The sequence below is a fragment of the Paraburkholderia sp. genome (assembly GCF_049581445.1).
Taxonomy (GTDB): domain Bacteria; phylum Pseudomonadota; class Gammaproteobacteria; order Burkholderiales; family Burkholderiaceae; genus Paraburkholderia.
Genome location: NZ_JBAURZ010000083.1, coordinates 48,850 through 73,958, shown reverse-complemented (window position 1 = coordinate 73,958; position 25,109 = coordinate 48,850). Strand labels below are relative to the sequence as shown.

The window sequence follows — 25,109 nt, the reverse complement described above, 5'->3', positions numbered from 1 at the left end:
GTGTCTCGCTCATCGTAATCCTCAATGATGTGAACGATGACGTGTTGTACAAAAGACGTTCATGGGCGTTTTTCGATGTGAGGCGATTCTGAAGGGGCCACAGAGGCTGCGGACGGTGCGGCGGGAGCGGTGCCGGCGACAGGTGTCGGTGGCACGACAGGCAGCACACACAAAGCCAGCACGCCGATCAGCGCCATGAACGCGAATGCATCAGCGTAGCTGAGGGTCGCTGCCTGGTGCGCGCCAGTTTCCGCGAGCATGCGTAGGGCAGCGCGTTCGCTTTCGAACGGCGTGTAGCCGCCGCGCGCTGTCAGCGTTGCGCTGACCCGACCGAGCCAGTCGCGGGTCGTTGCGTTATCGTGACGCAGATGTTCGAACAGACGCGACGAATGCAACGTCTCGCGGTGGGCGATCAGTATCGTGAGAATCGCTACGCCCAACGATGCGCCAAACTGCCGGAAGGTCATGTACAGCGAAACACCGTCGAGTAGCTTGTTCTGCTCGATCTTCGCCACCGTGCCACTGCCGACCGCAGGCAATAGCGGCGAAAGACAGCAGGCGTAAAGAATCAACGGCAGTACGAAATAACCAGCAGGCGTGCCGGTGGTGAGCAAGCGATTAAACAGGACCATCGATGCAATCAGCATGACCAGTGCGATGGCGATGGCCTTGCGCTGGCCTATCCGCGCAATCAGACCGACCATCGACGGCCTGATCAAAGCCGCGCTCAGCGCGTACACGCACATGATCTGGCCGGTCTGCGTCGCGCTGTGGGTTTGGGCGGACAGGTTGCGAAGGAACTCGGGCAGAACGAAAACGCTACCGGACAAAATCATGCCGGTGAACACGCCAATCAATGCCGACGACATTACACGGCGGTCGCGCAGCAGATCGAGGCGCAGCAACGGCGTCCGGTTCGCGGGGCTCGATTGCCAGGCAACGAACAGCAGCAGCGCGGCCGCGCCTGCGCCGCCGAGCAGACGCAACCGCGGCGAGCCGAACCAGTCGTCGATCTCGCCGCGGTTAAGGATGATCTGCAGCGAAATCAGCGCAACCGCAAGCAGTATGATGCCGGGCCAGTCCGTTTCGACGAGCCGCTCGCTCGACGGGGCGGGCAGCGTGGGGAAGTAGCGGGCAACCAGCCAGATTGCACCGATCGCATAGAGCAGGTTAGGCAGAAAGATCAGGCGCCAGTTGAAATGATCGGTGATCGGGCCGCTCAGCAGCAACCCGGCTGCGCTCGACAGGTAGAGAATGGTCGACACGCGCATCAGTGACGGACTGCGTTCCGGCTTCGGCAGCAGCACATAGATGCTCGCGCGCCACCAGACCACGAGCCCCGAACCCGCTAGCCCCTGTAGCGCACGCCAGAACAGCATTGAGTCGAGATCGGGCGATATCGCGCAACCCATCGACGTCGCGGCAAATGCGACGATCGTAGCGAGCAGGAATCGCTTGTAGCCAAAATGCCCGGCCATCCAGATCGACACCGGTACGCCGAGAAAGAGCGCGCAGCTATAGATCGTCAGCAGCCAGCTCGCCTCGTCCGCGGAAACGCCTAGCGTGCCAGTCAGATCGGGTAGCACGAGATTGACGCTATCGAAGGTATAGAACTCCATGCCGGTTGCGAGTCCTAGTCCGACCAGCAGCCGTCGCGTATGTGCCGGGCTAAGGGTTGATGCTGGTGCGGCCGGCGGCTGCGGTGAGCGAGGCTCGGAGTGCGTCGAATGTAATGCTGCTTCATTCATCGCAAGGCCCCGGTAATGGGAATGTTTGGCAACTCTAGCAGATACTGGAGTGAGGTCATAGGCCGTGCGCCCATCTGGATCTTGCGTGCTTACTCGTCACTCGCTCCAGTCCGAGCCGAGTATCAATCCACAGAAGTTCAGCCTCCTGTAGTTGGGGTCGCAACGATCGAGAATATCGGCGCTCACGTTACCGAAGGCGGTGGTCGGTCGGCGATTTACGCCTTGCGCGAAGGCTTCGATGATCAGCTCCTTGAAACCCGTGTCACGAGGAAATTCGTGTAGCACTTCTTGACGCTCGTCCCGGCTTATTTCATCGAAATGCGTACCCAGCAGATCTGTCTCAACACCTGCAGCGATGAGTGCGGTTAGCGGCGGCATTTCATCGTTGATGCCGAAAGTCGTATGGAGCGCGACGGCTCGCCATACTTCGGCGAGATCCTCTGGGGGCACGCAATGACTGGCCAAAAACGCGAGAACCGCATTTGCGCCATCTACCTCGAATCGCCTGGGCGAGTCGTGGTACGGCTCAGTCAAACCAATGCTGTGAAACAGTGCTGCTACGTAGAGGAGTTCCGCGTCGAAACTGAGCTGCCGGTGCCTGCCAATCAGTGCAGAAAAAAGGAAGACACGCAACGAATGGCGATAGAGGATGTCCGGCTCGCTGGCGAGAACAGCCGTCGAGGCTGCTTGCGCCATTGCGCTGTCAGGGATTGAAATCCCGGCAACCCGCATGCCCATAGCTCCTCCTTCGATACAACGCGTTATGCGCACTGCCAGGCTCATCAGCACGGGTGCCGAGCCAACGTCCTTCCCATAGCCGAGCGTTCCGAAGACCCGCTCGGTTGAGCATCCATCCTGATTTCCCTTGTGCCTCGCCAGTCTCAGTCGTATGCGCACCATGAGGTTCAATTGCCCGCGCCCACCATCCCGGGTAGACGTTACGCAATTCGAACCCATAAAGTCATTAAACGCGCCTGAAGAGTTCTTAAGCACTCGCGGTCGCACGGGCCTTCAGCGTGCGCTGGCTGCAATCGAGGGCAATACGCATGGGACACAAGGCAGTACGTCGGCGGGGACGGTGCTTCGGGGTGGGGGCTGAGTGCTCACCATCACTACGATGGTGTCTGCTGCGATCCTGGTTAGACGTTTTGGAACGTTTCATGCCCATTTAAGGACAATTAAGGTACATCCCCTTACTCTCGAGCGATACCGATGCAGGCGGAAACCCCACCTTCCTCGCACGCAACCTTCAGGAGGTTAAGCCGATGAAACCCTACATATATTCCCTGCTCGCAGGCGTTCTGGTGGGCGTAATTTACAGTCTGATCCATGTCCGATCACCTGCGCCGCCCCTTGTCGCACTTATTGGACTCCTTGGAATTCTGGGCGGTGAACAGATCATCCCTGTCGGAAAACAGATGTTGGAGGGGACTGGATTTCACGTTGCATGGCAGCAATCAAAGTGCAGCCAGCACATGTTTGGTTCGCTTCCCGGCCGCAGCGCTGGCGATAAGGCGCGTGTCGCTTTAGCAAACCAGCCAGACGAGCGAACATGAGCACCTCGCGCAACAGGACATGACAGGCGCGATCTTCGCGGCGCTGGTCGCTGCCACCTGCACGGGCTTATTGCTGCTCCCCGATGGGGCGTGGGCGCAGAGCGACGTGAGTCTGCAAGGCGTCATCGATGGCGGTGTGACCTATGTGAACAACCAGCATGGTGGCGCGGCGACGTTGTTCGACAGCGGTATTCTCACGCCGGACATGCTGACCTTCAAAGGAAACGAGGATCTCGGCGGCGGCAACAGGGCCCTGTTCGAGTTGACCTCGCAGTTCGACCTGGGGAGTGGTGCGACTATTCCTGGTGCCGGCCAGATCTTCAATCGTACGGCCCTGGTTGGCCTCGCGAGCGATCAGTTGGGAACACTGACCTTCGGCAACCAGTACGACTTCATGTTCCAGACATTGACGCTCGGACGGTATGATGGAGCGCCCCTGTTTGGCGGACTATACGACTATCGGCAGGGTCCGTTTGCCGCCCTCGGAATTCCGGATAATCCGACCGGATCTTTCGACTTCGACCGCATGGCGGGCGCTACGCGTGTGCCGGACGCTATCAAATACCAGAGCCCCAATGTGTCGGGTTTTGCCTTCGGCGCGCTCTATGGGTTCGGTGGTGTTCCTGGGTCGTTCTCGGCGAATTCAACCACGAGCTTTGGGGCGAACTACGTGCATGGCGCCCTGGGTCTCGGTGGTGCCTATGTCGAGGTCAAATATCCTCAATTGGGTAATGGAGGGATCCGGAATTTTGGCTTCGGCGGGCACTACCAGTTCGACAGTATTCTTGCCATGCTGCTGTACACAAACACGAAGAATACTGAGAGCGGGGGAGAGATCAATGTCTATAAAACAGGTGCCCTTTGGAATATTTCTGGACCATGGGCGTGGGGACTCGACTACGAGTATATGAAAGGCAATGCAGTACTGGAGAATAACTGGGCGCACCAGGTCACGACCGGGGTGCAATACAACTTCTCCAAACGCACGACTGCTTACGTCGAGGCCGTATATCAGCGAGCAGGCGGCGACGCCGCGGTGACCCAGGCGTGGATCAACGGTCTGATGCAAACCGACGGAGCGGCAAGCAATCGGTCGCAGACACTGGCACGCATTGGTCTGCAGACAAAATTCTGATTTACGGTAAATGATCCCACCCCAACGCGGTCGACCTAATAAGTTTTAACGTCTCTTTTCAGGACTTTTAAGACACCTGCCGCTAGTCTGGATCAGTCGTCAAACGGTAGATTTCAGCACCCATCGAACATGACAAATCCAATACACCGGTATCTGATTTATTTCGGTTACCTAACAACGGTGCATGATTCGTGGCTGGAGAGGTCTTTTAAAGCTTCGATCCTTGCCGTCCTCAAGGAGTATCGTATGGACCGGCACACAATTGCAGAATATCTGGTGTACATGATGCGTGCGATTCTGAGCGGACGCGGCGAGGAGATCGTTGAACTGGCGAAGACCAATCTGCGCTGAGCGATTGCTCAAATCGCGGATTGACGTCGAAGCCACGTTTGCGTCGAGATGGATTGCGCCACGCCAATTGCGTGTGCGCTTTTGCAAACACGGTATCGACGTGTGACTCCTATGTCGCCAAAGCACCAGGAGAGCGAAATGATTCAACCGACGGACCCGTCAAAGGGCTCGACAGAGATGGACCAGCATGGGGCGCAAGCGAAAGTTGGCGAAGTGCAACGCCCCGAGCACTGGCAAAACCCAACGCACACGTTATTTCAGGTGTCCACTTCGGGCGCACTTGTCGCGGGGGTTTACGCCGGGATGATTTCCACTGGAAAAATTCTTCAGCACGGCGATTTTGGCCTGGGCACGTTTGCCGATCTCGACGGTGAGATGGTGATTCTGGAAGGGCATGTGTACAAGGTAAGGGGGACCGGCGAGGTCGTGGAAGTGTCCGGTAACGCCGAAGTACCGTTTGCGTTAGTCACTGAGTTTGCGCCTGAGACCGATGTGGAAATCGGACCCGTTGCGTCGTTGGAAGCCTTAGGAGAGTGGTGCGACAAGCACCGTCGCTCAGCGAATCTCTTTTACGCCCTGCGCGTCGACGGGCTTTTCCAGTCCGTACGCACACGTGCGGTCAAACCCCCAATTGGTCAAGCCCGGTTGGTGGATGCCGCCAAGGTACAGGCGGAATTCGAATTCAGCGACATCAAAGGCACGCTGGTGGGGATATGGTCGCCGGGCTTTTCAAGCGCATTCAGCGTCCCCGGATATCACTTTCATTTTCTCTCTGAAGACCACCTGCATGGTGGTCATCTGTTGGCGTGTGCGGCTGAGACCTTGCGTTTGCGCACGGATGTACTCACTGACTTTCATCTTGCGTTGCCGGAAAACGAGGCTTTTCTAAAGGCAGATCTCAGCAAGAATTCTGCAGATGAACTGGCATACGCTGAACAAGCTCACTAGGAGTCGACAATGACCAATCAATCTGAAACGTTTCCAAAAACCGGTGCGGAGCTGGTCGTCAAGGCACTGGAAGCGCAGGGTGTCGAGCACGTGTTCGGGATCCCGGGCGCGAAGATCGATGCCGTCTTTAACGCGCTGGTCGATTCCCGGATAAAGACGATTGTTTGCCGTCACGAGCAAAATGCTGCGTTTATCGCGGGAGGCATCGGCCGGATGACCGGAAAGGCCGGCGTTGCGATTGCGACCTCAGGGCCCGGAGTCTCCAATCTGGTTACGGGTCTTGCAACAGCGAATTCCGAGGGTGATCCGCTCGTTGCGCTGGGAGGCTCTGTGGCCACTGCGGAGGCGTTGAAACAGGTTCACCAGTCCATGGATTCGATTTCGGTCTGTAAGCCGGTCACCAAATTCAGCGCGACGGTCGGTGCACCCGATGCGGTGTCGGAAGTCATTGCCAATGCGTTCCGTGCCGCGGAAGCGGACCGTCCCGGTGCTGCATTTGTTAGTCTTCCGAAGGACATCATGAGCGCTCCAGCTAAGGCGTCCGTGCTGGCCGCGCCCCGATTCGGTGGCCTTGGGGTAGCGGATGCGGCGTCGATCGAAGAAGCGGGGCGCTTGCTGAATGCGGCCGAAACACCTGTAGTCATGCTCGGCTTGCTTGCTAGCAAACCTGCCAACGCAGAGATGGTTCGCCGCTTTATCGATCACGGCTACCTCGCCGTGGTTGGCACTTTTCAGTCAGCCGGAGCGGTGGCCGCGCATTTGTTCGAAAACTTTGGTGGGCGTGTCGGACAGCTCGCGAATCAGCCGGCAGATGGTCTGTTGGATGCGGCTGATCTTGTCGTTACCATTGGCTACGACCCGGTCGAATATGATCCTTCGATCTGGAACAAGGGGCGGGAGCGAAGTGTCATTCATATCGACGTCCTGCCAGCAGACCTTGACAACAGCTATCGTCCCGTTGTCGAACTAACGGGGGACATCGCTCAGACGCTCGCGGCGCTAACGCCCGTGGTCAAAAGAAGAGGAAAGTCGGAGAAGGCGACCACGATACTTCACAGTATCGAAGCTGATCGTGTGCGTTCGGCTAAAGAAGCGGAATCGCATAACGGAACACCTATCCATCCGCTTCGCCTCGTTCTGGAATTGCAAAAGATGTTGAGCGCCGATGTCACCCTGTGTCTTGATATGGGTTCGTTTCATTTATGGCTTGCTCGGCATCTCAATAGCTTTAGGGCGCGCCAGGTCCTGATTTCGAATGGTCAACAGACACTTGGGGTGGCGTTGCCTTGGGCCATCGCGGCCACGCTGGTGCGTCCTGGCGAGAAAGTGCTATCAATTTCAGGTGACGGCGGATTTCTCTTCTCTGCGATGGAACTTGAAACGGCTGTCCGGTTGAAGTCAAACCTGGTTCACATGGTCTGGATCGACGGAACGTACGATATGGTGCGGGTCCAGGAGGTGGCGAAATATGGGCGTGCGTCCGGGATCGAATTGGGTCCAATCGATTACATAAAGTATGCCGAGGCATTTGGGGCAACCGGGTTGATGATAAAAAATCCGGACGAGATCGCTTCCGTTTTAAAGCGAGCCTTTGATACCCCAGGACCAGTAATCGTCGGTGTTCACGTTGACTATAGCGATAACCACAAGCTTTTCGAGATGGTCGACGAGAACAGCCTTCATTAGGCCACTGGCCTGGTACGCGGAGCCTATGCAGAATCGCATCGGGAAGGGGACAGCGCCGAAGAGGAGGCGGAGCTAGCGCGTTCGCTTACGACCAGCTTTGCGGCCGCTGGCGCTCGCGTTCCATCGCGTCGAAATGTTCGACGGGAGAGTCAATCAACGCGCGAACTTTGGAGGGCGCGCTTTTGCGGTCCAGATAGGCAATGTTCACCTTCAACCTCGGCAAATCCCAATCGTCGATACCCGGCACGAGCCGCCCGGGAAAAACGTCATCGTGAACGATGTATGCTCGCTGAATGACGATCCCGAGGCCGCTTAAAGCTGCCTTGCAGATCACCTTGTCCTTGGTTCGACTCGAGCGGTCCGGTGATCTTGACCGTACGCGTTTCAGCGCCCTTCGAGAACGTCAGCACCCACTCGTTCAAACGCATGTCCTGTTTCCCGTCGCGCGGGATTGTGTTTCCCGTAACGGGGCTTTTTCCTCGGCTGGCGGCAGACTATATTTTGTGCCAAAGCACACACGAATGGGAGGCAACATGCAAAACGCCAATCAACACACGATTACCCAGATCGTCCAGTTTCTGACCGAGATTGGGGCTGGGATCGAAGCGTGTGCTACGCACCTTGACGATTAGCACCAGTGCGACCATCGTTGTCGACGGCGGGCGGCGGGTGAATTGACAGTCTGACCGGGTGGATTCATTACGATGACTAACACTGTCGGGGCCTGCAATGGCAAACATTTTCAGTCTGGAGCAAATACCGAGGGAGGAAAGGTTCTCTTTCTTCCGCAACGTGGTCGAAGAGTTTTACGTTCCGGTTACCGTCGAGTGCGAGACGCCTGAAACGTTCGATCATTGGCGCAAGGGGGCACGCCTCGGGCAGGTCGATGTGGGTATCGCCCATCATACGAAAATCAGAGTCAGCAGAACCCTCAGCCATATCGGCCGTTCCGAAGACGACCGGGTGAAAGTTATCGTGCCTCTGTCAGGCGCGATTGAGGTAACACAAGGGTCCAATGGCGCGTTGGTTCGAACGGGGCAGTTCTACCTTATCGATGCATTGCGACCTTCGAAAGAACATATCACGGACGATCTTACTTTCATTTATCTGCTTTTGCCTCGCCAAACGATGACGTCGCATGGCAGCGATTTTGAAAAAATGACGGCGACCGCCCTTGATTGCAATTTGCCCTACGCAAGACTTGCAACCGATTTCGCGCGGAGCCTTTCCAATGTTCTGGATTCCATGGAAGGCGCTGCTACTGCCAATGTAGGCTCCATCGCAGCCGATCTGTTCACGATGGCGCTGTGGGAGCGTCAAGGCACGATCCGGACTCACAGCACGATATACCGCTCCACACAATACGAGAAGGCAAGGGCGTTCATCGATTGCCACTTTGCCGATGCCGATCTGCGCCTGGATATGGTGGCGAAAGCACTGCATATGTCGCCTCGTTCTCTGAGCGAGCTATTTTCGGAGAGCGGGACCAGCTACCGTCAATATATCCTCGACCGACGACTCGTCCAGGCAGCGCGCGAGCTGTGCGATCCGCGCCTCGCACATGTTTCGATAACGGAGATCGCTTATAAGTGCGGCTTCTACGACGGTGCTCATTTCAGCAGAGCATTCAGAGCGAAGTTTGAAATGTCTCCACGCGAATATCGGTTTTCCGATGCATCGTTGCCAACGAACTATCAGCTATAGCGCGCCGTCAGCGCGTTCCAATGTGAGGGGGTCGCTGAGTCAAATGTCTTGTTCAGAGAGAGAACGAACGGGGGCAAAGTAGGCAGTCCCCTTGGCTTGCCCGCGACTCGGTAAGCAAGAGAAATAAATAAAGGACTTTTAAGGCTACGGTGCGATAGCGTTTGTGTGCCGTTGGTCTACGATCTGAGAGGCATACCGATATGGAACAAGTAAACCCGTGGACGCAGGTCGTCTCGCTTCTTGCGCATATCGCCAGTGCTGATTGGCTCGGTGAGCAGCCTTGGTCTGCCGACTGCCAGGCACGGATGGCGATCCAGGAGGCCGCGCCACGCGATCCTCATCAAGCAATGCCACAACCTGGGCGAGCTAGCAAGGTTACGTCAATCGAGCGTCAAGAAAACGCATCAGTGCTGGTTTCATGGTGCGATCCAACGATGTGCCACTACGTCGATCAGGTCTGGAGGCGGGTGACCGCCCGCAACGCTGGATACTGCGCGTTGACGGGTCAACCGATCAAACGAGGCGACGCGATTTTCAAGCCGCGTGCACGTGGCCGGAACCGACCCGTGAACTACGACGAGATGATCCTTGCAAGTGCACTGGCGTAGACCGACTGACAAACCAGAGTAGTGGGGCGGCGCCTGGCCGGATACCGGCATTTGTGAATCCGGTTGGCCGAAACTCGAAACTCATTGTCCGTCCGGCGGACACCGTTCAACTTATAGTCGACTGCTGCGAAACCTCGATCGACTATGGTCTGGCTCGCCATACATCCTGGATGGGGCGGACGCGTTGAAACGTCACCAGCAGTTCCTGAATCCGTCGTTTTTCCACAGCCGTCGAGCAGGACATCACAAAATCGGAGCATCCGGTAAACCACAGGACGCGCAGCGCATCGGATCGCGCCGCGATGGACGGATACTGCGTCAGATTTCTGGCCTTTGAGGTCATTCCTGAATCTAGGTTACCCGGGAGATTGGTCCATGGTTCGACTCCGCATTGCTTCCCCGAAGACTCTCGCAATACTTGCCTTGACGTTAGCCCTGATTGAAACGGCACCCGCCTTTTCGCAGACATCCGATACCTCTAGCGCGGCCCCCCCTGCCGCGTCCACGCCGAAGCAGATTCGCAAGGCGCAACGCAAGGCAGCGCGGGCAAAGAAGAATGCAGAGCTGAAAACCCTCGAGAAGAATGGTTATCAACCGGGTGGCGATCTGAACAGTTATCCGCAGAACTTACAAGATGCAGAGCACAAGGCAGCCAGGCCAAACGACGGCGTGCCTGCCTCAGGGCAATGACGGTGTTCACCAGGCGCGGCTGTTTGCTTTGCACGGCAGACGCGCATCAATCCACTTCTAACTCGATAGGGAGTTGAAACCCATGCATTGGATCGTTTACTGCACCGATAAACCAGGTGCGCTGGCGCTTCGCGAGGCGAATACCGCGATGCATCGCGCGTATCTGGAAACCAGGCCGATCAATTTGGTCACGTCTGGGCCTTTGATGGACGACGCAGGCGAACAGAAAATTGGCAGCTTCTTTCTGGTGGAAGCGCAAACACGCGACGAAGTGGAAACCTTCAATCGCAACGACCCTTTCTTCGCGCTCGGCCTGTGGAGCGACATCAGGATTCACCGCTTCAATCGCCGGGTTGGCTGAATGAGCGTGCGGGTGAGTCAACTGAAGTTATATGGGCAGTTCGAGGGCGCCGGTTCGATCCTCTATCAGATGCCTCGCGGCATCGAGTACGGAGGAAAGAATCGGACTCAGCGGTAAATCCCCGGGCTTGCCGATCACAGCGATCGTGCGATGCGCGCGTAGGCTTCACCCTGAGACGAGTAGTGCAGTAATGAAGAGGAGACGAGTATGAAATTCAATATTCCGGTTCGATTGACGAGGACGGCAGCGATCGCTTCGCTTTGTTCGCTGCTTCTCATCGGCGCACGCGACGCGACTGCGGCCGATCCGGCATCCACTACGGAGTTGGCTGCGCCGGTCGAGACCTATTCGATCAGCCTGGGTCAGGCCTTGAAGCTGATCGAAACCGCCAGCGCAACGGCGCGTGCGCACCATCTTGCCCTGAGTTTCGCTGTGGTCGATCCAGGCGGCCATCTCGTCGCCGCGGCACGCATGGACGGCGCTCCTTTTGCGAGTCTCGACTTCGCGCGCGGTAAGGCCTTTGCATCGGTTGCGCTCGGTGGGCAGTCGGGCGCCACGTTGGAACAGCGCTTCAAGGACGATCCCTCCGAGTACAGCAATGTTTCCAGTGCCGGTTACTACGCACCGTTCCTGCCAGGACGCGGCGTGCAGCCGATCTTTTCTAATGGACACCTGCTTGGCGCATTGGGCGCGAGCGGGGCGCCTTCGGACGTCGACGAACAGACTGTAAAAGGCGCCATCGAAGCGCTTGGTGCTTCGATCACCCGATGAACCGCTTCAGCGAAACTAAAGTAGATCAGGAATACGTATGAAAGACGAGATGCAACAGAGCCTCAAATCGGTCACAACAGATTGTGCGGCACAGAACGAGGGCGCCACGACCCAGGACGCAACTGCCCTTTGCCGCAGAACGATCCTCAAGCTCGGTTTCGGCGCGCTGGCCGCGGGCGCGTTTGGACTGGCCAGCACGAGTCGAGCACAAAGTTCTGCTTTGCGGGCGCAGACCGCTGGGGCCGCATTACTTGACGGAACGGTCGTCCGGCTCGTGCCTTCGGAAGAGACCGTCCGCGTGGGCCAGATGGAACCGGATACACCGGTCGCCGCCGCGGTCAAATCGGGCGACACCGTGTGGTACGACGGTACGTGGACCAATTGGGGTAATGAAGCGAAGTACGGTATGTCCTTCAAGGAGCGCGAACCGATTCGCAAAAAGTATCCGAATGGTGCCTTTTCGCTGATCGGTCCGGTGGTGGTGGAAGGCGCCGAAGCGGGCGACCTCATCGAATGCCGAATGCTGAGTATGCGCCCCATCGATTGGGGCTGGAATTCCGCGCCGCCGGGCGTCGGCGCATTGCCGCACGATTTCAAGCCTTATCTGCGTTACCTGAAGTTCGACAGCGAGCGCACCGTCGCGGCATACGTGCCCGGCGTCAACATTCCGTTAAAGCCATTTCAGGCCTACATCGGCACGCAACCGCCGGGCGACAAACCCGTTAGTGCAAACTTCGCCGGCAGTTACGGCGGCAATCTGGATTGCGCGGTGCTCGGTGTCGGCACTTCGATCTTTCTTCCTGTTCAGGTGGCGGGTGCTCGCGTGTGGACGGGTGGTTCGATGGGCGCTTCAGGCGAAGGCAACGTCGATCAAACGTCGATTGAGACGGCCTTCGAGGAAATGCGCATTCAATACGTGCTCCACAAGCGCGCCGTATTGAACGTCCCAATGGCAGAGAGCCCCGACCACTGGATAGGCTTCGGCTTCGCCGACACGCTCGACAACTCATTGGTGGCGTGTTTGCGGCAGATGATCGGCTGGCTGTCTGCCGCGACCGGCATTGCTCCAGAGGACTGCTACGGTATCTTCAGTGTGGCGGGGAGTTTTCGCGTCACGCAATACGCAAACCAGACCGGCACGGTATACGCGACCGTTCCACCCAAGGGCATCCACTGCATGCTGCCGAAGAACATCTTTTCGCCGGAGTTGCAACAGCATATCTCGATGTTCACGAGAACCTGATCTCGCGCATATTGGACTGCAGGTGGTCGGACTGTGCCCGCGTGCTGTGCAACGTGGGTCGCAAGGAGAAAGTTGATGGATGCGAAAGACAAGCAGATCGGGACGAGTGGCGTCCGAGGGCAGACCCATGACTCCGGTTGGTTGTGGGCCTTGCTGGTGTGTTTTCTTGTGATTGTCCTCGACGGCTTCAACACAACGTCGATTTCGTTTGTCGTGCCGGATCTGGCTCATGAATGGAGGCTTGCACCGGCTCGCTTTACGCCGGTATTCGTGGCTACGAACATCGGCGCGGCAATCGGATTCATGATTAGCGGGCCGCTTGCGCAGCGGTTTGGAAACCGGATCGTCGGGCTCGCGAGCGTTGTGCTGTTCGGCGGAAGCACGCTTGCGACGGCTTTCGCCTTTGATATCGCCAGCCTGTCCGCGTTGCGTCTGATTGCAGCGATTGGCTTGGGCGGCGCTTTGCCGATCGCTATTGCCGCTTCGGCCGGCATCATTGGGCCGAAACACAAAGTGGCGGCGTCCCTGCTGGTGACGACCGGGATGTCAGTGGGCGCTGTGATCGGCGGCGTGACTGGCGGCCCACTCATGCGTGAGTTCGGCTGGCAGTCCATCTTCATCGTGGGTGGCGTCCTGCCGTTCGCCCTGGTGTCAGCCTTCTTCAGAGTCCTGCCGGCCGAGTCCAAGGTGGGCGCCGGCATCGCTTCCGCGCAGACGGCCAACCCGTTCAAGGTGCTGTTCGATGAAGGTCTCGGGCTTTACACATGCTTGCTGTGGACGTTCTCCTTTCTTGTCTTTACGGACGTCTATGCGTTGCTGTTCTGGTTGCCCACGCTAATGCCGAACTTTGGCTTTGCGGCGGATCACGCATCGGTTGGCATGGCGGCCTTCAGCGTCGGTGGACTGGCCGGCAACATTCTGATGACCGCGGCCGTTGCGATGATGACGATCGCAGGCAACCTCAGGTTGAAATCGGCGCTGGCGCTCGGGGGTGTACTCATGATCCTGAGCGTCGGCACGCTTAGCCAGATTGCCGTGCCACCTGCCATCACGCTGTTGCTCATCGCGGTGATCGGCGCAGGTCTTGTCAATGGCATTATGGGCCAGACCGCGCTTGCGGTCGCCTTCTACCCTGCAGAAGTACGCGCTACCGGGGTGGGATGGGGGCATGCGATCGGGCGCATCGGTTCCTTCGTCGGCCCTGCGATTGGCGGTGCATTGTTGTCGATAGGCTGGCCCGCGCGCTCGATCGTCCTCACTGCCGTAGTGCCTGCCGTGGCTGCGATTCTTGTGCTCGGGGCGCTCGCATTAGCCGGTCGCAGAATCGCGCGAGGTTTCGACACTAACGTCGTGACCGAACACTAAACCCTTCGCTGTGATGCAACGCCCGTTGGCACCCCGCCAGCGGGATTGGCGACGCACGTCTTCCGTAGCACCTTGACGGCGCCGGTAGGTGTGGGCGCTCGTCCACCAAGTCTTAATTTCGCCGTTTTACTTCACGGATAAATCACGATCATGAAAATTATCGCTTACGCTCATGCCGGCCATACCGCGTTGGGTGTTGTCACCAGCCCGACCCACTTTCTGGCCGTTGCCGACATTGCGCCCCATCTCCCAGAGACTCTGATTGCGATTCTTGAGCAGCAGGACGGCCTTGCGCGACTTCAGCACGCGGTACAAGGTCGCGAAGGAGATCGCCTGCTTGCGGATGTCACGCTTAAGCCGTTCCTCGACCGACCGAATGCGATGTGGGCACTCGCGCTGAATTTCAAAAGCCATATCGCAGAGACAGGGTTGCAAACCTCTAGCGAATTTCCCCACCTGTTCATGCGGACGCCAGCCTCGTATGTCGGTGCAGACGAGCCAATTATCGCGCCGCCGGAAGCCATTGCACGTGCTTTCGATTACGAGGGTGAGCTTGGTGTCGTGATCGGCAAGCCCGGCCGATACATTCCGGTGGAGCAAGCGATGGAGCACGTGGCGGGTTACACGTGCCTCAATGAGGGATCGGTACGCGAGTACCAGATGCACAATCGCCAGTTCGGTCTTGGCAAGAACTTCGAAGCGTCCGGATCCTACGGTCCCTGGCTGATGACGGGTGACGAATTTGGCGACCCGGCAACGCACACGGTCCTCACCCGGATCAATGGTGTTGTACGTCAGCGTGCACCGCTGGATGACATGCTGCTGGACGTCGCAAAAGTGGTCAGCTATCTCAGTCAGGGCTACTGTCTGCGACCGGGCGATCTCATCGCGATGGGCACGCCTGGTGCGCTGAAACCACAGCCCGACGACACGGAGGGCCAGGATCTAAGTCGTCAATATGGACCGTTTCCAACGAAAGGCCTGGTTCATATGCGGCCGGGTGACTACGTTGAGGTCGAGATCGACGGACTCGGCGTGCTGCGCAACCCGGTGGCTGCCGATACTTCATACGCAGTATCAGCGCAGTAGGAACACGGCGGCGTCGCAGTTAGCTGCTGGGAAACCGGGGGTAGTCTGGCGACACGCCCCCGGCTCCTAGGCTAAGACGAGGGTACGTCTGGCCCGCTCCAAGTGAGGGGCGCGCTGTTATTGTTTTGGTGTGCTCAGGTTGACGGAATGCCTGCGAAACTCACTGGGCGGCACACCCATATGCTGCGCGAAGAATCGCGTGAAATGGCTGTGCTCTTCAAATCCCAGTTCGGCGGCAACGTCGGCCAGTGGTTGGTCGCTTGCACCGAGCAACTTGACGGCGTGCGACATGCGCACCCAGTCGATGTAATGCTGGGGTGACACCCCCATGCAGCGCCTGAATTGCTCGAAGAACCGCGACCGCGACAACCCGACCTGAGCCGCTACTTGCGCGACCGTGGGATTGGCGACTGGCGCATGCTTAATGAAATCGAGCGCTTTGCGGATCCGGAAATCGACCGGGCGGCCGGATGGCGTCATGCCGGCGGTCAGCGTTGGATCGGCAAAATCGCGGCCCAGCGCGGTAACGAGGTCCTCAAGAATATGCATGCAGTGCTCGTCCTGGGCCACCAGGTGATTGGTGATGGCCGCGGCGATCCGGTCTACGTGATGGCGCACGTCCGGCGTGACGACTACCGCGTGCTGCGGAAATATCTGTGCGGTTCCACCGTCTGCCAGCTGCAGCTGCGTTCTCAACCACGGCGCCTCGATGACTAGCGAAAGAATCAGGGACGGGGTGTCCTCGCTAGCGCTTTTGGCATGCTCGACCCATGGATTGATGCAGATGGCGTGCTCGGACGTGAGCATGCAGTCCTGGCCCTCGATACGGAAAAGGCAGTCGCTGCCGCCAAGCTTGAAGAGGAACTGATACTGCGAATGCGCGTGCGCAACAAGCGGACGGCTGATGAAGTTCACGGTGGCGCGGCCAAACGTGCCCTGCAGGATCCAGACGGGTTTATCTACGTCATGCGGTACTGTCGTGATGCTCAACATGTCTCCTCGCGGAACAGCGGTATATGCGTTGCCGCGGCTCCTTGGTACTACAAAAAAAGACTTATCGGTAAGCAGCGCGATTCTGCGACAAGCGCGCGAACCTGCTGATCGAATAGGCTTTACTTAACCAAATGTAAGGAGACACGTCAATGGGTAGAAACGCGTTCGAAAGAGGTGTGGCCCGCCCGGTAGCGTGGGTAATCGTGGTCGCAGGATTTCTGCTGGGCGCGACGCTGAGCGCACGTGCCGACGATCTGCAAGCACGTGTCGGAGAGCTGACTACACAACGCTGCGCGGCGTGCCACGGCGTTGATGGAAACAGCACGGTTGGCACCTATCCGCGGCTGGCTGGCCAATATCCGGAGTATCTGTACAAGCAGCTGACTCAATTCAAGGGCGGTCCTGGCGTGCCGCCGTTGCGACATAGCGCCGTCATGCAGGGAATGGTGCAAGACCTCTCACCGGACGAGATGAAGGCACTCGCTGCCTACTATGCGGCGAAAGCACCTGCGCAGGGTTCTGCTACCCATGCTTCACTCGTCGATGCCGGCGAGCTTGTCTACACGCACGGCGGCACAAACGGCGCACCGGCCTGCATTTCCTGTCACCGTGCGGCGGGTGGCGGAATAGAGCCTGACTTTCCCCGTATCACGGGCCAGCACGAAGAGTATGTCGAAACTCAGCTCCACGCATGGAAGAGCGGTACGCGCGGCGGCAAGGGAAAACTGATGAGCCTGATCGTTCCACTATTGAGCGATGACGAGATCGCTGCAGTTTCCGCATATGTGGCAGCGCTGAAGCAGTGAAATTCCGGACGATCCGGCAAGCCGGCGCTCCTTTCGGTCAGGTGTCCTTCGGGTGCCGGTCGTATATTGAGTGACGCGATGAGCAAACGTGACGGTCACGCGGAAACCACACGATTACGCGAGGAGGCGACGCATGCAGTATTTTGAGCGCGAAGGGATTCGCTTCGCCTATGAAGAATCGGGTCGGCACGGAGCGCCTGTCGTGGTGTTCAGCCACGGCTTTCTGATGGATGGAGAGATGTTCCAGCCCAACGTCGCCGAACTCAACCAGGCGTTCCGGTGCGTCGTCTGGGACCAACGGGGGTTCGGCGCGACTGGGCCGACCGACAAGTCGTTTAGCTACTGGGATTCTGCGAGAGATCTCATCGCGCTGCTCGACCATCTGGAGATCGCTTCGGCCTCGCTTGTGGGAATGTCACAAGGGGGCTTCATTTCGATGCGCGCGGCCCTCCTGGAACCTGATCGCTTTCGGGCGCTAGCATTGATATCGACACGCAGCGATCCCGACGCCGAAGGAGTTAAGCAATCTTTCGAAAATCTCAAGGCTCAGTGGGCCAAAGATGGCGCGACTCATGTAGCACAGGACCTGGCGGCGTTCCTGTTCGGTGCTCACTTTGACGCCTCGCCAGCGTGGATCAGAAAGTGGCTGCAGATTCGCACCGAACATTTCGACCACCCAGTCGACGCGGTGACCTCGCGCGATGACATCACGCGACGGTTGCGGGAAATCACGCACCCATCGATTGTCTTTCACGGTGCCGACGATGCCGCGATCATGCCGGTTTATGGTGAATCGCTCGCTGCCGCGTTGCCAAACTGCAAAGGCTTCGTCCTCGTGGACAACGCCGGTCATACCCCGAACTTGACCCACGCTGAGATAGTCAATCCGGCGCTGCGGGAATTCCTGATGCGCTACGCACGGTAGCAAACGTTTCTCGGCGCGCGAGACTGGCCCGACCTTCGTGAATTGAAGGCTGCGTGATTGTCTGTGCGTTCGGAACATGCTGTGACTCAGATATAAATAATCAGTACTACGGATGGTATGTTCGCGAAGCCGTTTTTAGTAAAAATGGAGACTAGAGATGTACAAGAAAATCATCACCGTTTTCGCCGTTTCTCTCGTGATGGGTAACGCTTACGCGCAATCGAGCGTCACGTTGAGCGGGATTATCGACGGCGGCCTCAGTTTCACGAACGGCGTGGGTGCAACTGACAAAAACCAGTGGGCGTATGGGCAGGCGAACCTGGTCGTCAGTCGCCTGATCTTCTCGGGGACGGAGGACCTTGGGGGAGGAACGGCGGCACTGTTCAAACTTGAGTCCGGTTTTCTGTCGGGCAACGGGAAAATGACCAATTCAGGCCAGCCCACTTCGCAAGGCAGTTTTCTGTTCGATCGTGGTGCGTGGGCAGGATTGAGAAAGGACGACCTCGGTATCTTGTCGTTTGGGCGGCACTACACCCCGTTTATCGAAGTACTCTATCGGACGGATGCGAGCGGTTTTGAGAATTTCGGCTCAGTGGCAAACACGGTCTTTCAGACCCGCACCGGCTTTAACGGGTTTCAATATACCTGGGCCAACAACTCGGTTAAATATCAGACGCCGACGATCTATGGCCTCAGCGCCAGCGTATTGAACAGCTTCGGAGGGACCGCGGGTGATTTCCAGAACCAAAGGGAGGTATCGGCCGCGGTCTACTACACGTTGGGGCCGGTGTCTCTGAATGCCGGTTATATCGACGGCAATGACCCGACCGGGCTGACCGATGGTACGGTGGCGCGGGCTTACACCGTTTTCCTGGCTTATACGGGCAGCATGTTCAAAGGCAGTCTGAACTTCCAGAACTTTAAGGACCCGGCTACGGGGAGCAACCAGGACTACTATTCGGTCGGCGGTCGATACGACATTACTCCATCGCTTAGACTGGTATCGGACTATACCTACCTGTCCGATCGGGTCAACATCGAGCGCAACGGCTGCTTTTTCAAGCTAGGGGTTCATTACCTGCTCTCGAAGTCCACGGACCTGTACACGGAGGCCGGGTTGTCGAGAAATAACGCGCAAGGCACGTTGGGTATCTCCAGCACTTCACCTGCTAGCGCTGGCATCAACCAGCGTTCAGTCGTTACGGGTGTGATTCACTTCTTTTGACGGGGTGCGGAAATTGCGGAAGAACGCCATCCAGGCATAGATAGACAGGAATCCTTTATGTATTTTTTTGCATCAAGGAACCGCTTGTCCGGATGGCCGTTCGCCGCATGTGCTCATGGCCTGTTACGCCGCATTGTCGATCAGGTTTGGCCGGTCCAATTGCGCGACCCACCATTTCAGCGCCTCACCCGCTTCGTCGTCGCGCCAGGCAAGATATAACGGTGTGAGCCTGCGCATGCCGTGCACTTCCTTCTTCACCAACTCGCCACGATCGAGCGACGCAGCCGCAAGGCATTCCGGAATCGTACCAGCGGCCAAACCTTTGATTTGCGCGGCGAGTTTGGCTTCGAGCGTCGGAACCGTCAGGATCTCCTGATTGGCGGCAAAGCCAATTGCGCGTGGCTCGAGTTTGCGCGACGTATCGCCAATGGTGACCGCCCGATAACGCGCGACGATATCCATCGTCAACGGCTCCTCAACCGTGGCGAGAGGGTGGTCTGGCGAAACCACGAACACCTGACGCGCCGAGCCGATCGGCTTTGCCACCAGATTCGGAATGGGCGGCGGATCGCCGGCAGCGCCGACGACGAGGTCGGCGCGGCGTGTCATCAATGCGTCCCACGAGCCGCTGAGTACCTCTGTCGAGAGATGCAGGTGAGTCTTGAGATCCAGTTTGTAAAAGTCGAAGACGTGCGTCCAGATCAATTCGAAAGGAATGGTCACGTCAATGGCGATGCGAAACTCAGCTTCCCATCCTTGCTGGATACGTTTTGCTTTCCGCTCGAGGTCGTGCGCGGCCTGGAGAAGGCGCCGTCCCTCCTCGACGACCACACGCCCAGTGCGCGTTAGCGTGGCACGGCGGCCGTTGCGATCGAACAGCGTGACGCCGAGGTCGAATTCGAGCTTCTGAACCACATAAGTCAGGGACGATGGGACTTTGTGTAGCAGGTCCGCCGCAGCGGTAAAGGTGCCGGTCCGGTCGATGGCGTCCAGGACCTGCAAGGCTTCAAAGGATAAATTCACAGAAACTAATCGAATCGGATGGAGGCATGGTTGGATTTGACTGATCAAAGGCACGACAGCGTCCACGCCGACAGGCGGCTGCTGTAGCTTTATTCTTTATGCCCAACTCCGCGGCTATGCGCCGAACGGAACATCTCGGAGCACCTGCCAATGCCGTATCCTCGGCTCAAGGCGGCGTGCCCATTTGGGAAACAACTTCACTACGATCGCAGACGTGGTGGAATCCGGCAGTTTGCGAATTGGCTTGCACGGCCCTCGTTGGTCGCACGGTAGAAGCGTACTTGAAAAAGCAGTGCTTATCGGTGAAATTAATTGAAGTCGATATTCGGATTTTTTGTACAGAACGGCGCGGCGTTCTCAGATGTTCGATCAATCAACGCGTCAGCAACTGATCGACGGAGCCCGTAATTGAGTGCTGCGACGTCTCGCAGGATTGGCAATGCCTACACTTTGTAAACACCTGGCGACCCCTCGTCAGACGATCGAGGATGGGTGGTTCCATTAAAGTCAACTTTGCTGCCGACCGATACAAGCCGTCACTGGGTCGAAAGTCTAATATCAGGATGACGGTTCCCGTTTGAATCGAAGAACTTCCGCATAGGAATTGCTGTTTCAACGTGGAATGACGGGCCTTCGCGTCAACGACGGGGGAACCGGAACCGCCAGCCCGGTCGCACTGACTGACCGGGCAACGCGACGTAATCGCCTGCCATCCAGAGGGAGGGCGCTCGTCATGATTCGTATCGGTGAATTGCAAGTGGATTTCGGGCGACGGCAAATAAGCCAACGCGGCGTAGTTGTGAGAGTGAGTTCGCGTGCATTTGATATCCTTGAATTGCTAAGCAATGCGAACGGAAGCGTGGTTCTGAAAAGCGAAATTATGCGGGCGGTATGGCCTTCCACGATTGTGGAAGAGAACAATCTGCAGGTGCATATTACAACGCTGAGAAAGCTCCTTGGTCGCGACCGGAACCTGATCCTCACGGTCCCCGGCAGGGGTTACAGGCTGCTCAACGGTCCACTGGATTCGTGCCTCGAAGGCCGGGGGCCGGTCGAATGCGCGGACGTGCAACAGTGGGACAGGTCAGCCGATGCAAGCGGGCTGCTCATCGGGCGAGAGTCGGCCGTGGTCGAGGTGCTCACCGCTTTGGGGCGCTCGGAGTCGCTAACACTGGTCGGAGCGGGCGGCATAGGAAAGACGCGACTCGCGCGTGAGGTGGCCCGGCAAGCATGGTCGTCCTATGCGGACGGGGTTGCGTGGGTGTCGTTTTCGTCGGTTGGCGAAGAACGATTCGTGCTGGACGCCGTCGCATCGGCGCTTCCGTTTCCTGTCACGGGTGGGCCGCTTTCCATTGACGCGATTGTTGGCGCGGTGCGTGGCAGGCGGCTGCTCGTTGTGTTCGATAGCTGCGAACACATCGTCGACGCCGCTGCCAGACTCGCACTGAGCTTCCGAAATGCCGGGTGCGCGGTGCTGGCGACGAGTCGGGAACCGTTCCAGATTCCCGGCGAAACCCTTTACAACGTTGGGCCGCTTGATGTTCCAGCGCCAGGCAGCAACACGGCCAGCGCATCGTCAGCGAGTGCTGTGCGCCTGTTTATAGAGCGGATCACAGCTTTGGAACCGGCGTTCCTGGTAGATGACCGTAGCGTTGATCTGATAGGGGCGGTATGTCGTGCGATTGATGGAATTCCACTGGCCATCGAGCTGGCTGCCGCGCGCGCCGCACGCCTGGGGGTGGTCACTGTCAGCTCCTGTCTGGGGGACCGACTACGGCTCCTGACAGGCGGGTGCCGGACGGCATTGCCTCGCCATCAGACGATTAGAGCGACCCTGGAATGGAGCTACCGGCTTCTAAACGCTCAGGAGAGGTTGCTGTTCCGGCGGTTAGGAATTTTTGCTGGTGCATTTACCTTGGACGCGGCCTGCGGCGTGACGAAGAATTGTGGTCTGTCCGCGGCTGAAACGCTGGACGCGCTTTGTGGGCTCGTTACCAAATCAATGGTGGCGGCACGGCCTAATGGGCAGGATCGGCGTTACGACCTGTTAGAGGTTACGCGCGAATACGCATTGCAGAAGCTGGCCGAAAATGGCGAACGAAGAACCGTGGCGCGCGCCCATGCGGAGTATCTGGCTGAAGTCATTGATGCAGGCCGGTGTAAGTTGAAGGGGCAAGCCACTGACAGCCCTTTGGGATCACTCGCGAATGAGGTCGATAACGTACGTGCAGCTTTGAATTGGTCGTTCTCTGCGGCGGGCGACGTCGCAATCGGCGTTGCCTTGGCGTCGGTGACGATCCCTTGTTTTTTCGGGCTCTGTCTCATGACCGAGTGCTGTAGCTATGCTGAACTGGCACTGAACGCCAGTAGAAATCTAGATGCGCAATCAGAAGTCACAGCTGATCTGGTGCTGAAGCTACGCACGGTATTCGCTGCGAGTTTGCTGTATTCGCGTGGACCCACCATTCAAACGCGCCGTGCCTGGGCGAAGTTGTATTCGGACGCGTTGCGCTCAGGTAATACCGAGTACGAGGCACAGGCGTTATTGGGGATGTGGGGTATGCACCGCGACGCTGGCGAAGCAGAAGACGCGCTAAGGGTTGTTGACCGGTTCCGCGACCTCACGAGAAGTGTTTCCGATTCTACTGCGCATGGTTTGCTCGGCCTGGGCGTCGAAGGGATAGCGCTTCATCATTTGGGCGAGCATGAAAAAGCACGCGGTCGTCACGAAGCGATGCTGCGGACCCTTGGTCACTCTATGCTTCGATGGAATGCGGCCGGGTTTCAGATGGACCAACGCCTTGTTGCCCGTGCGACGCTGGCGAGAGTGTTGTGGTTGCAGGGCGATGAGCAGAACGCATTGCAAGGCGCACTGCAGGCATTCGACGACGCGATCCCCAGTGGGAACAAGCTGATTATCTGCCACGTGCTAGCTGAAGCCGTTATCCCGATTGCGATTCTGATGGACGAGGTCGAGACCGCGCAGCAGGCGATCGCTAAGCTTAACGAAATATCTAGCCGGATGTCGTTTGAGCCTTGGATCGCCTGTGGATCATGTTACGAGCAGTGCATTGGTTTCGATATGGGAGACCACGACCGGCCAAGGGCACTTGCCTCTTCGATTGCGCGCCTGAAGTTAACGGGTTTCCTTTCGCCTTTGACGTTTCTTTTGTGCAGATTGGGGCAGGCACTACTGGATTTGGGGGAGAGTGAAGAGGCGAACGCGGTGATTGATGAAGCCTTGGCCCACGGCGACTCGACTGGCGACCGTTGGTTCTACCCAGAAGTCTGCCGCATGAAGGGGCTTGCCCTTCTGTCGATGGGCGTTACGGCGGCTGCCGGGAACTGGCTATTGGCCGCGCTCGAAAATGCACGCCACCAAAATGCGAAAAGCCTGGAGGTTCGGGCTGCGGTGTCGGTGCAGCATTGGTACGAAGAAAAAAGGCGCGGGGACTGGGCGTTCGCGCGCGTACCCGAACTTGGATTTGGTGTTGCGCATAACGCCGATGCGGAACGGCTGTAATCACGAGGGAGAATGAGTATGGCGTCGAGCTTCGATCTTGAACACATTTCTGCTCGGAAGCGTTTCAGCTATTGGCGTGATATGGCGGCGGAGTTTTATGTGCCCGTGAGCGTCGAATCTGACACGCCAGACACATTCCGCTTTTGGCACAACAGTCGAAGTCTCGGCGGCATCTGGATGGGGACTTCGATGCTAACGCAGTTGAAGGTCGGCAGGACACGTGCACATATTTCGCGCTCCGATTCCGACGCGATCAAGGTGGTCCTTCCTTTGTCGGGAGCGGTCGGCATTCGTCAGAACAAGCAGGAAGCACTGGTCCGACCCGGGCAATTTTTCCTTGTCGATCCGTCGCGTCCCTACGAGGAGGAGATTGTCGAAGACCTTACCTTCATTTGGCTACAGTTGTCGCGAGAATCATTCAATCCTACGGTGAGCAACCTGGAAAAAGCCACTGCGACCGGCTTCGGGCAAGAGCATCCGTGCGCGCGTGTGACAACCGACTACCTGCTGAGTCTTTCGCACGTATGGGACAACATCGAGGGGCCAAATGCGGAACACGTGGCGAGTCACATAACGAATATGCTCGCGGTTGCTATATGTGAGCGGATTGACAGTTCCGATACACGTCGCACAGACCTCAGGTCTGCACAATTCGAGCGTGCCAAAACATACGTCGCAGAGCATCTCAAGGACCCAGCGCTTGGACTCGAAGAACTGGCCACGGTGCTTGGCGTTTCGCCGGGCACTGTGCGCGAGTTGTTCGGGCAATCGGGTGTCCAATTTGCCCGCTATGTGATGGAGCAACGATTGGGGAGATGCGCTCGCGATCTGTTGTCACCTGGACTCGCTTCTCGGTCGGTGTCTGACATTGCGATGTCGTGGGGCTTTCGCGATGACGCCAGGTTCAGCCGGGCGTTCGAAGATACTTTTGGCGTGGCGCCTCGTGAGTATCGCGCGACAGGAGGCACGGACGTGCCGTCAACATGGACGTCAGTTTCCTAGCTGGATTCCTGGCCTTTCGCGTGTCTGTGACGAACTTGGCCGACCCCTGGCAGAGCATGCGGCCCTGGTACCAAAACAATTACGGCAGTCGCACACAGCCTGACCGAACCGCATACGCGTCCTGCAATAGACTACCTGCACAGACTGTCCAACATATGGGATACTAATTGGGACGCACCGGCCGAGCAGGCAGCGTCTCACGCGTTGGCGCTTCTGCTCAATCGCTGCGCACAGCCACTAGCTGACCCGCGCTTTCGGACGTACAGTACAGCGAAGATAGGACGCATGTATGGCATGCCCCTCACGAGTCAATTCTGCAAGGTTCTTTGCGGACTACAACATGTTCCCTGTGGAATA

22 protein-coding genes are annotated in these 25,109 nt (G+C 57.8%); 17 read left to right on the top strand and 5 right to left on the bottom strand.

Annotated features, from left to right (window positions below; genetic code table 11):
- Positions 1-59 precede the first annotated feature (59 nt).
- Together WCA85_RS07135 and WCA85_RS07130 are read right to left on the bottom strand one after the other, a co-directional pair.
- Complete coding sequence (locus tag WCA85_RS07135; protein ID WP_424062467.1) at positions 60-1,748, bottom strand: MFS transporter; 1,689 nt, start codon at positions 1,746-1,748, stop codon at positions 60-62.
- A gap of 96 nt (positions 1,749-1,844) precedes the next feature.
- Positions 1,845-2,486 carry an HD domain-containing protein gene (locus WCA85_RS07130; protein ID WP_424062466.1) on the bottom strand — a complete coding sequence of 214 codons (642 nt, stop codon included), beginning with the start codon at positions 2,484-2,486 and terminating at the stop codon, positions 1,845-1,847.
- 527 nt (positions 2,487-3,013) lie between these two features.
- Here WCA85_RS07130 and WCA85_RS07125 point away from each other — a divergent pair.
- The 4 genes from WCA85_RS07125 (at position 3,014) to alsS (ending at position 7,424) form a co-directional block, all read left to right on the top strand.
- On the top strand, positions 3,014-3,304 hold the full coding sequence (locus WCA85_RS07125) for a XapX domain-containing protein (RefSeq protein WP_424062465.1): 291 nt from the start codon (positions 3,014-3,016) through the stop codon (positions 3,302-3,304).
- A 19-nt stretch (positions 3,305-3,323) separates the two neighbouring features.
- Positions 3,324-4,439 (top strand): porin, encoded by a 1,116-nt coding sequence (locus WCA85_RS07120; protein WP_424062464.1) that lies wholly within the window; start codon positions 3,324-3,326, stop codon positions 4,437-4,439.
- Between the two features lie 489 nt (positions 4,440-4,928).
- Positions 4,929-5,738, top strand: coding sequence for an acetolactate decarboxylase (gene budA, locus WCA85_RS07115; protein WP_424062463.1), 810 nt, complete (start codon positions 4,929-4,931; stop codon positions 5,736-5,738).
- 9 nt (positions 5,739-5,747) lie between these two features.
- The gene (gene alsS / locus WCA85_RS07110; RefSeq protein WP_424062462.1) at positions 5,748-7,424 is read left to right on the top strand and encodes an acetolactate synthase AlsS; all 1,677 of its coding nucleotides are present in this window, start codon (positions 5,748-5,750) and stop codon (positions 7,422-7,424) included.
- Between the two features lie 85 nt (positions 7,425-7,509).
- On the opposite strand, the gene WCA85_RS07105 is transcribed toward alsS, so the two are convergent.
- Positions 7,510-7,758: a LysR substrate-binding domain-containing protein gene (locus WCA85_RS07105; RefSeq protein ID WP_424062461.1), complete on the bottom strand. Its 249-nt coding sequence runs from the start codon at positions 7,756-7,758 to the stop codon at positions 7,510-7,512.
- Positions 7,759-8,153: 395 nt separating this feature from the next.
- Between WCA85_RS07105 and WCA85_RS07100 the strand changes: the two genes are divergently transcribed.
- From WCA85_RS07100 to WCA85_RS07065, 8 genes are all read left to right on the top strand, one after another.
- Entirely contained in the window at positions 8,154-9,128 is a 975-nt protein-coding gene (locus WCA85_RS07100; protein WP_424062460.1) for a helix-turn-helix domain-containing protein, read from the top strand.
- A 200-nt stretch (positions 9,129-9,328) separates the two neighbouring features.
- Positions 9,329-9,736: a DUF3331 domain-containing protein gene (locus tag WCA85_RS07095; RefSeq protein ID WP_424062459.1), complete on the top strand. Its 408-nt coding sequence runs from the start codon at positions 9,329-9,331 to the stop codon at positions 9,734-9,736.
- A 375-nt stretch (positions 9,737-10,111) separates the two neighbouring features.
- Positions 10,112-10,426 (top strand): hypothetical protein, encoded by a 315-nt coding sequence (locus tag WCA85_RS07090; RefSeq protein WP_424062458.1) that lies wholly within the window; start codon positions 10,112-10,114, stop codon positions 10,424-10,426.
- Positions 10,427-10,508: 82 nt separating this feature from the next.
- Entirely contained in the window at positions 10,509-10,787 is a 279-nt protein-coding gene (locus WCA85_RS07085) for a YciI family protein (RefSeq protein WP_424062457.1), read from the top strand.
- A 207-nt stretch (positions 10,788-10,994) separates the two neighbouring features.
- Positions 10,995-11,558, top strand: a complete 564-nt coding sequence (locus WCA85_RS07080; RefSeq protein WP_424062456.1) for a GlcG/HbpS family heme-binding protein — start codon at positions 10,995-10,997, stop codon at positions 11,556-11,558.
- Between the two features lie 37 nt (positions 11,559-11,595).
- On the top strand, positions 11,596-12,801 hold the full coding sequence (locus WCA85_RS07075; RefSeq protein ID WP_424062455.1) for an acetamidase/formamidase family protein: 1,206 nt from the start codon (positions 11,596-11,598) through the stop codon (positions 12,799-12,801).
- A gap of 75 nt (positions 12,802-12,876) precedes the next feature.
- Positions 12,877-14,166: an MFS transporter gene (locus WCA85_RS07070; protein ID WP_424062454.1), complete on the top strand. Its 1,290-nt coding sequence runs from the start codon at positions 12,877-12,879 to the stop codon at positions 14,164-14,166.
- A 150-nt stretch (positions 14,167-14,316) separates the two neighbouring features.
- On the top strand, positions 14,317-15,255 hold the full coding sequence (locus tag WCA85_RS07065; protein ID WP_424062453.1) for a fumarylacetoacetate hydrolase family protein: 939 nt from the start codon (positions 14,317-14,319) through the stop codon (positions 15,253-15,255).
- Between the two features lie 117 nt (positions 15,256-15,372).
- Here WCA85_RS07065 and WCA85_RS07060 read toward each other — a convergent pair whose 3' ends face one another.
- Complete coding sequence (locus WCA85_RS07060) at positions 15,373-16,062, bottom strand: helix-turn-helix transcriptional regulator (RefSeq protein ID WP_424062452.1); 690 nt, start codon at positions 16,060-16,062, stop codon at positions 15,373-15,375.
- A gap of 335 nt (positions 16,063-16,397) precedes the next feature.
- On the opposite strand from WCA85_RS07060, the gene WCA85_RS07055 reads away from it, so the two are divergent.
- The 3 genes from WCA85_RS07055 to WCA85_RS07045 all read left to right on the top strand — a co-directional run bounded on the left by WCA85_RS07055 (position 16,398) and on the right by WCA85_RS07045 (position 19,204).
- On the top strand, positions 16,398-17,054 hold the full coding sequence (locus WCA85_RS07055; RefSeq protein WP_424062451.1) for a c-type cytochrome: 657 nt from the start codon (positions 16,398-16,400) through the stop codon (positions 17,052-17,054).
- A gap of 133 nt (positions 17,055-17,187) precedes the next feature.
- Positions 17,188-17,979 carry an alpha/beta fold hydrolase gene (locus tag WCA85_RS07050; protein ID WP_424062450.1) on the top strand — a complete coding sequence of 264 codons (792 nt, stop codon included), beginning with the start codon at positions 17,188-17,190 and terminating at the stop codon, positions 17,977-17,979.
- A 157-nt stretch (positions 17,980-18,136) separates the two neighbouring features.
- Positions 18,137-19,204 (top strand): porin, encoded by a 1,068-nt coding sequence (locus tag WCA85_RS07045; protein WP_424062449.1) that lies wholly within the window; start codon positions 18,137-18,139, stop codon positions 19,202-19,204.
- 123 nt (positions 19,205-19,327) lie between these two features.
- Here the strand turns inward: WCA85_RS07045 and WCA85_RS07040 are convergent, their stop codons facing one another.
- Positions 19,328-20,227 (bottom strand): LysR family transcriptional regulator, encoded by a 900-nt coding sequence (locus WCA85_RS07040; RefSeq protein WP_424062448.1) that lies wholly within the window; start codon positions 20,225-20,227, stop codon positions 19,328-19,330.
- A gap of 733 nt (positions 20,228-20,960) precedes the next feature.
- Here WCA85_RS07040 and WCA85_RS07035 point away from each other — a divergent pair.
- Both WCA85_RS07035 and WCA85_RS07030 read left to right on the top strand, forming a co-directional pair.
- Positions 20,961-23,750, top strand: a complete 2,790-nt coding sequence (locus WCA85_RS07035) for a winged helix-turn-helix domain-containing protein (protein WP_424062447.1) — start codon at positions 20,961-20,963, stop codon at positions 23,748-23,750.
- Positions 23,751-23,762: 12 nt separating this feature from the next.
- Positions 23,763-24,752, top strand: a complete 990-nt coding sequence (locus WCA85_RS07030; protein WP_424062446.1) for a helix-turn-helix domain-containing protein — start codon at positions 23,763-23,765, stop codon at positions 24,750-24,752.
- Positions 24,753-25,109 lie beyond the last annotated feature (357 nt).

Bases quoted from the DNA above. Each gene is read 5' to 3' on its own strand.
- WCA85_RS07135 (WP_424062467.1), bottom strand. From the start codon at position 1,748: ATGAATGAAGCAGCATTACATTCGACGCACTCCGAGCCTCGCTCACCG.
- WCA85_RS07130 (WP_424062466.1), bottom strand. From the start codon at position 2,486: ATGGGCATGCGGGTTGCCGGGATTTCAATCCCTGACAGCGCAATGGCG.
- WCA85_RS07125 (WP_424062465.1), top strand. From the start codon at position 3,014: ATGAAACCCTACATATATTCCCTGCTCGCAGGCGTTCTGGTGGGCGTA.
- WCA85_RS07120 (WP_424062464.1), top strand. From the start codon at position 3,324: ATGACAGGCGCGATCTTCGCGGCGCTGGTCGCTGCCACCTGCACGGGC.
- budA (WP_424062463.1), top strand. From the start codon at position 4,929: ATGATTCAACCGACGGACCCGTCAAAGGGCTCGACAGAGATGGACCAG.
- alsS (WP_424062462.1), top strand. From the start codon at position 5,748: ATGACCAATCAATCTGAAACGTTTCCAAAAACCGGTGCGGAGCTGGTC.
- WCA85_RS07100 (WP_424062460.1), top strand. From the start codon at position 8,154: ATGGCAAACATTTTCAGTCTGGAGCAAATACCGAGGGAGGAAAGGTTC.
- WCA85_RS07095 (WP_424062459.1), top strand. From the start codon at position 9,329: ATGGAACAAGTAAACCCGTGGACGCAGGTCGTCTCGCTTCTTGCGCAT.
- WCA85_RS07090 (WP_424062458.1), top strand. From the start codon at position 10,112: ATGGTTCGACTCCGCATTGCTTCCCCGAAGACTCTCGCAATACTTGCC.
- WCA85_RS07085 (WP_424062457.1), top strand. From the start codon at position 10,509: ATGCATTGGATCGTTTACTGCACCGATAAACCAGGTGCGCTGGCGCTT.
- WCA85_RS07080 (WP_424062456.1), top strand. From the start codon at position 10,995: ATGAAATTCAATATTCCGGTTCGATTGACGAGGACGGCAGCGATCGCT.
- WCA85_RS07075 (WP_424062455.1), top strand. From the start codon at position 11,596: ATGAAAGACGAGATGCAACAGAGCCTCAAATCGGTCACAACAGATTGT.
- WCA85_RS07070 (WP_424062454.1), top strand. From the start codon at position 12,877: ATGGATGCGAAAGACAAGCAGATCGGGACGAGTGGCGTCCGAGGGCAG.
- WCA85_RS07065 (WP_424062453.1), top strand. From the start codon at position 14,317: ATGAAAATTATCGCTTACGCTCATGCCGGCCATACCGCGTTGGGTGTT.
- WCA85_RS07060 (WP_424062452.1), bottom strand. From the start codon at position 16,062: ATGCTCACGTCCGAGCACGCCATCTGCATCAATCCATGGGTCGAGCAT.
- WCA85_RS07055 (WP_424062451.1), top strand. From the start codon at position 16,398: ATGGGTAGAAACGCGTTCGAAAGAGGTGTGGCCCGCCCGGTAGCGTGG.
- WCA85_RS07050 (WP_424062450.1), top strand. From the start codon at position 17,188: ATGCAGTATTTTGAGCGCGAAGGGATTCGCTTCGCCTATGAAGAATCG.
- WCA85_RS07045 (WP_424062449.1), top strand. From the start codon at position 18,137: ATGTACAAGAAAATCATCACCGTTTTCGCCGTTTCTCTCGTGATGGGT.
- WCA85_RS07035 (WP_424062447.1), top strand. From the start codon at position 20,961: ATGATTCGTATCGGTGAATTGCAAGTGGATTTCGGGCGACGGCAAATA.
- WCA85_RS07030 (WP_424062446.1), top strand. From the start codon at position 23,763: ATGAGTATGGCGTCGAGCTTCGATCTTGAACACATTTCTGCTCGGAAG.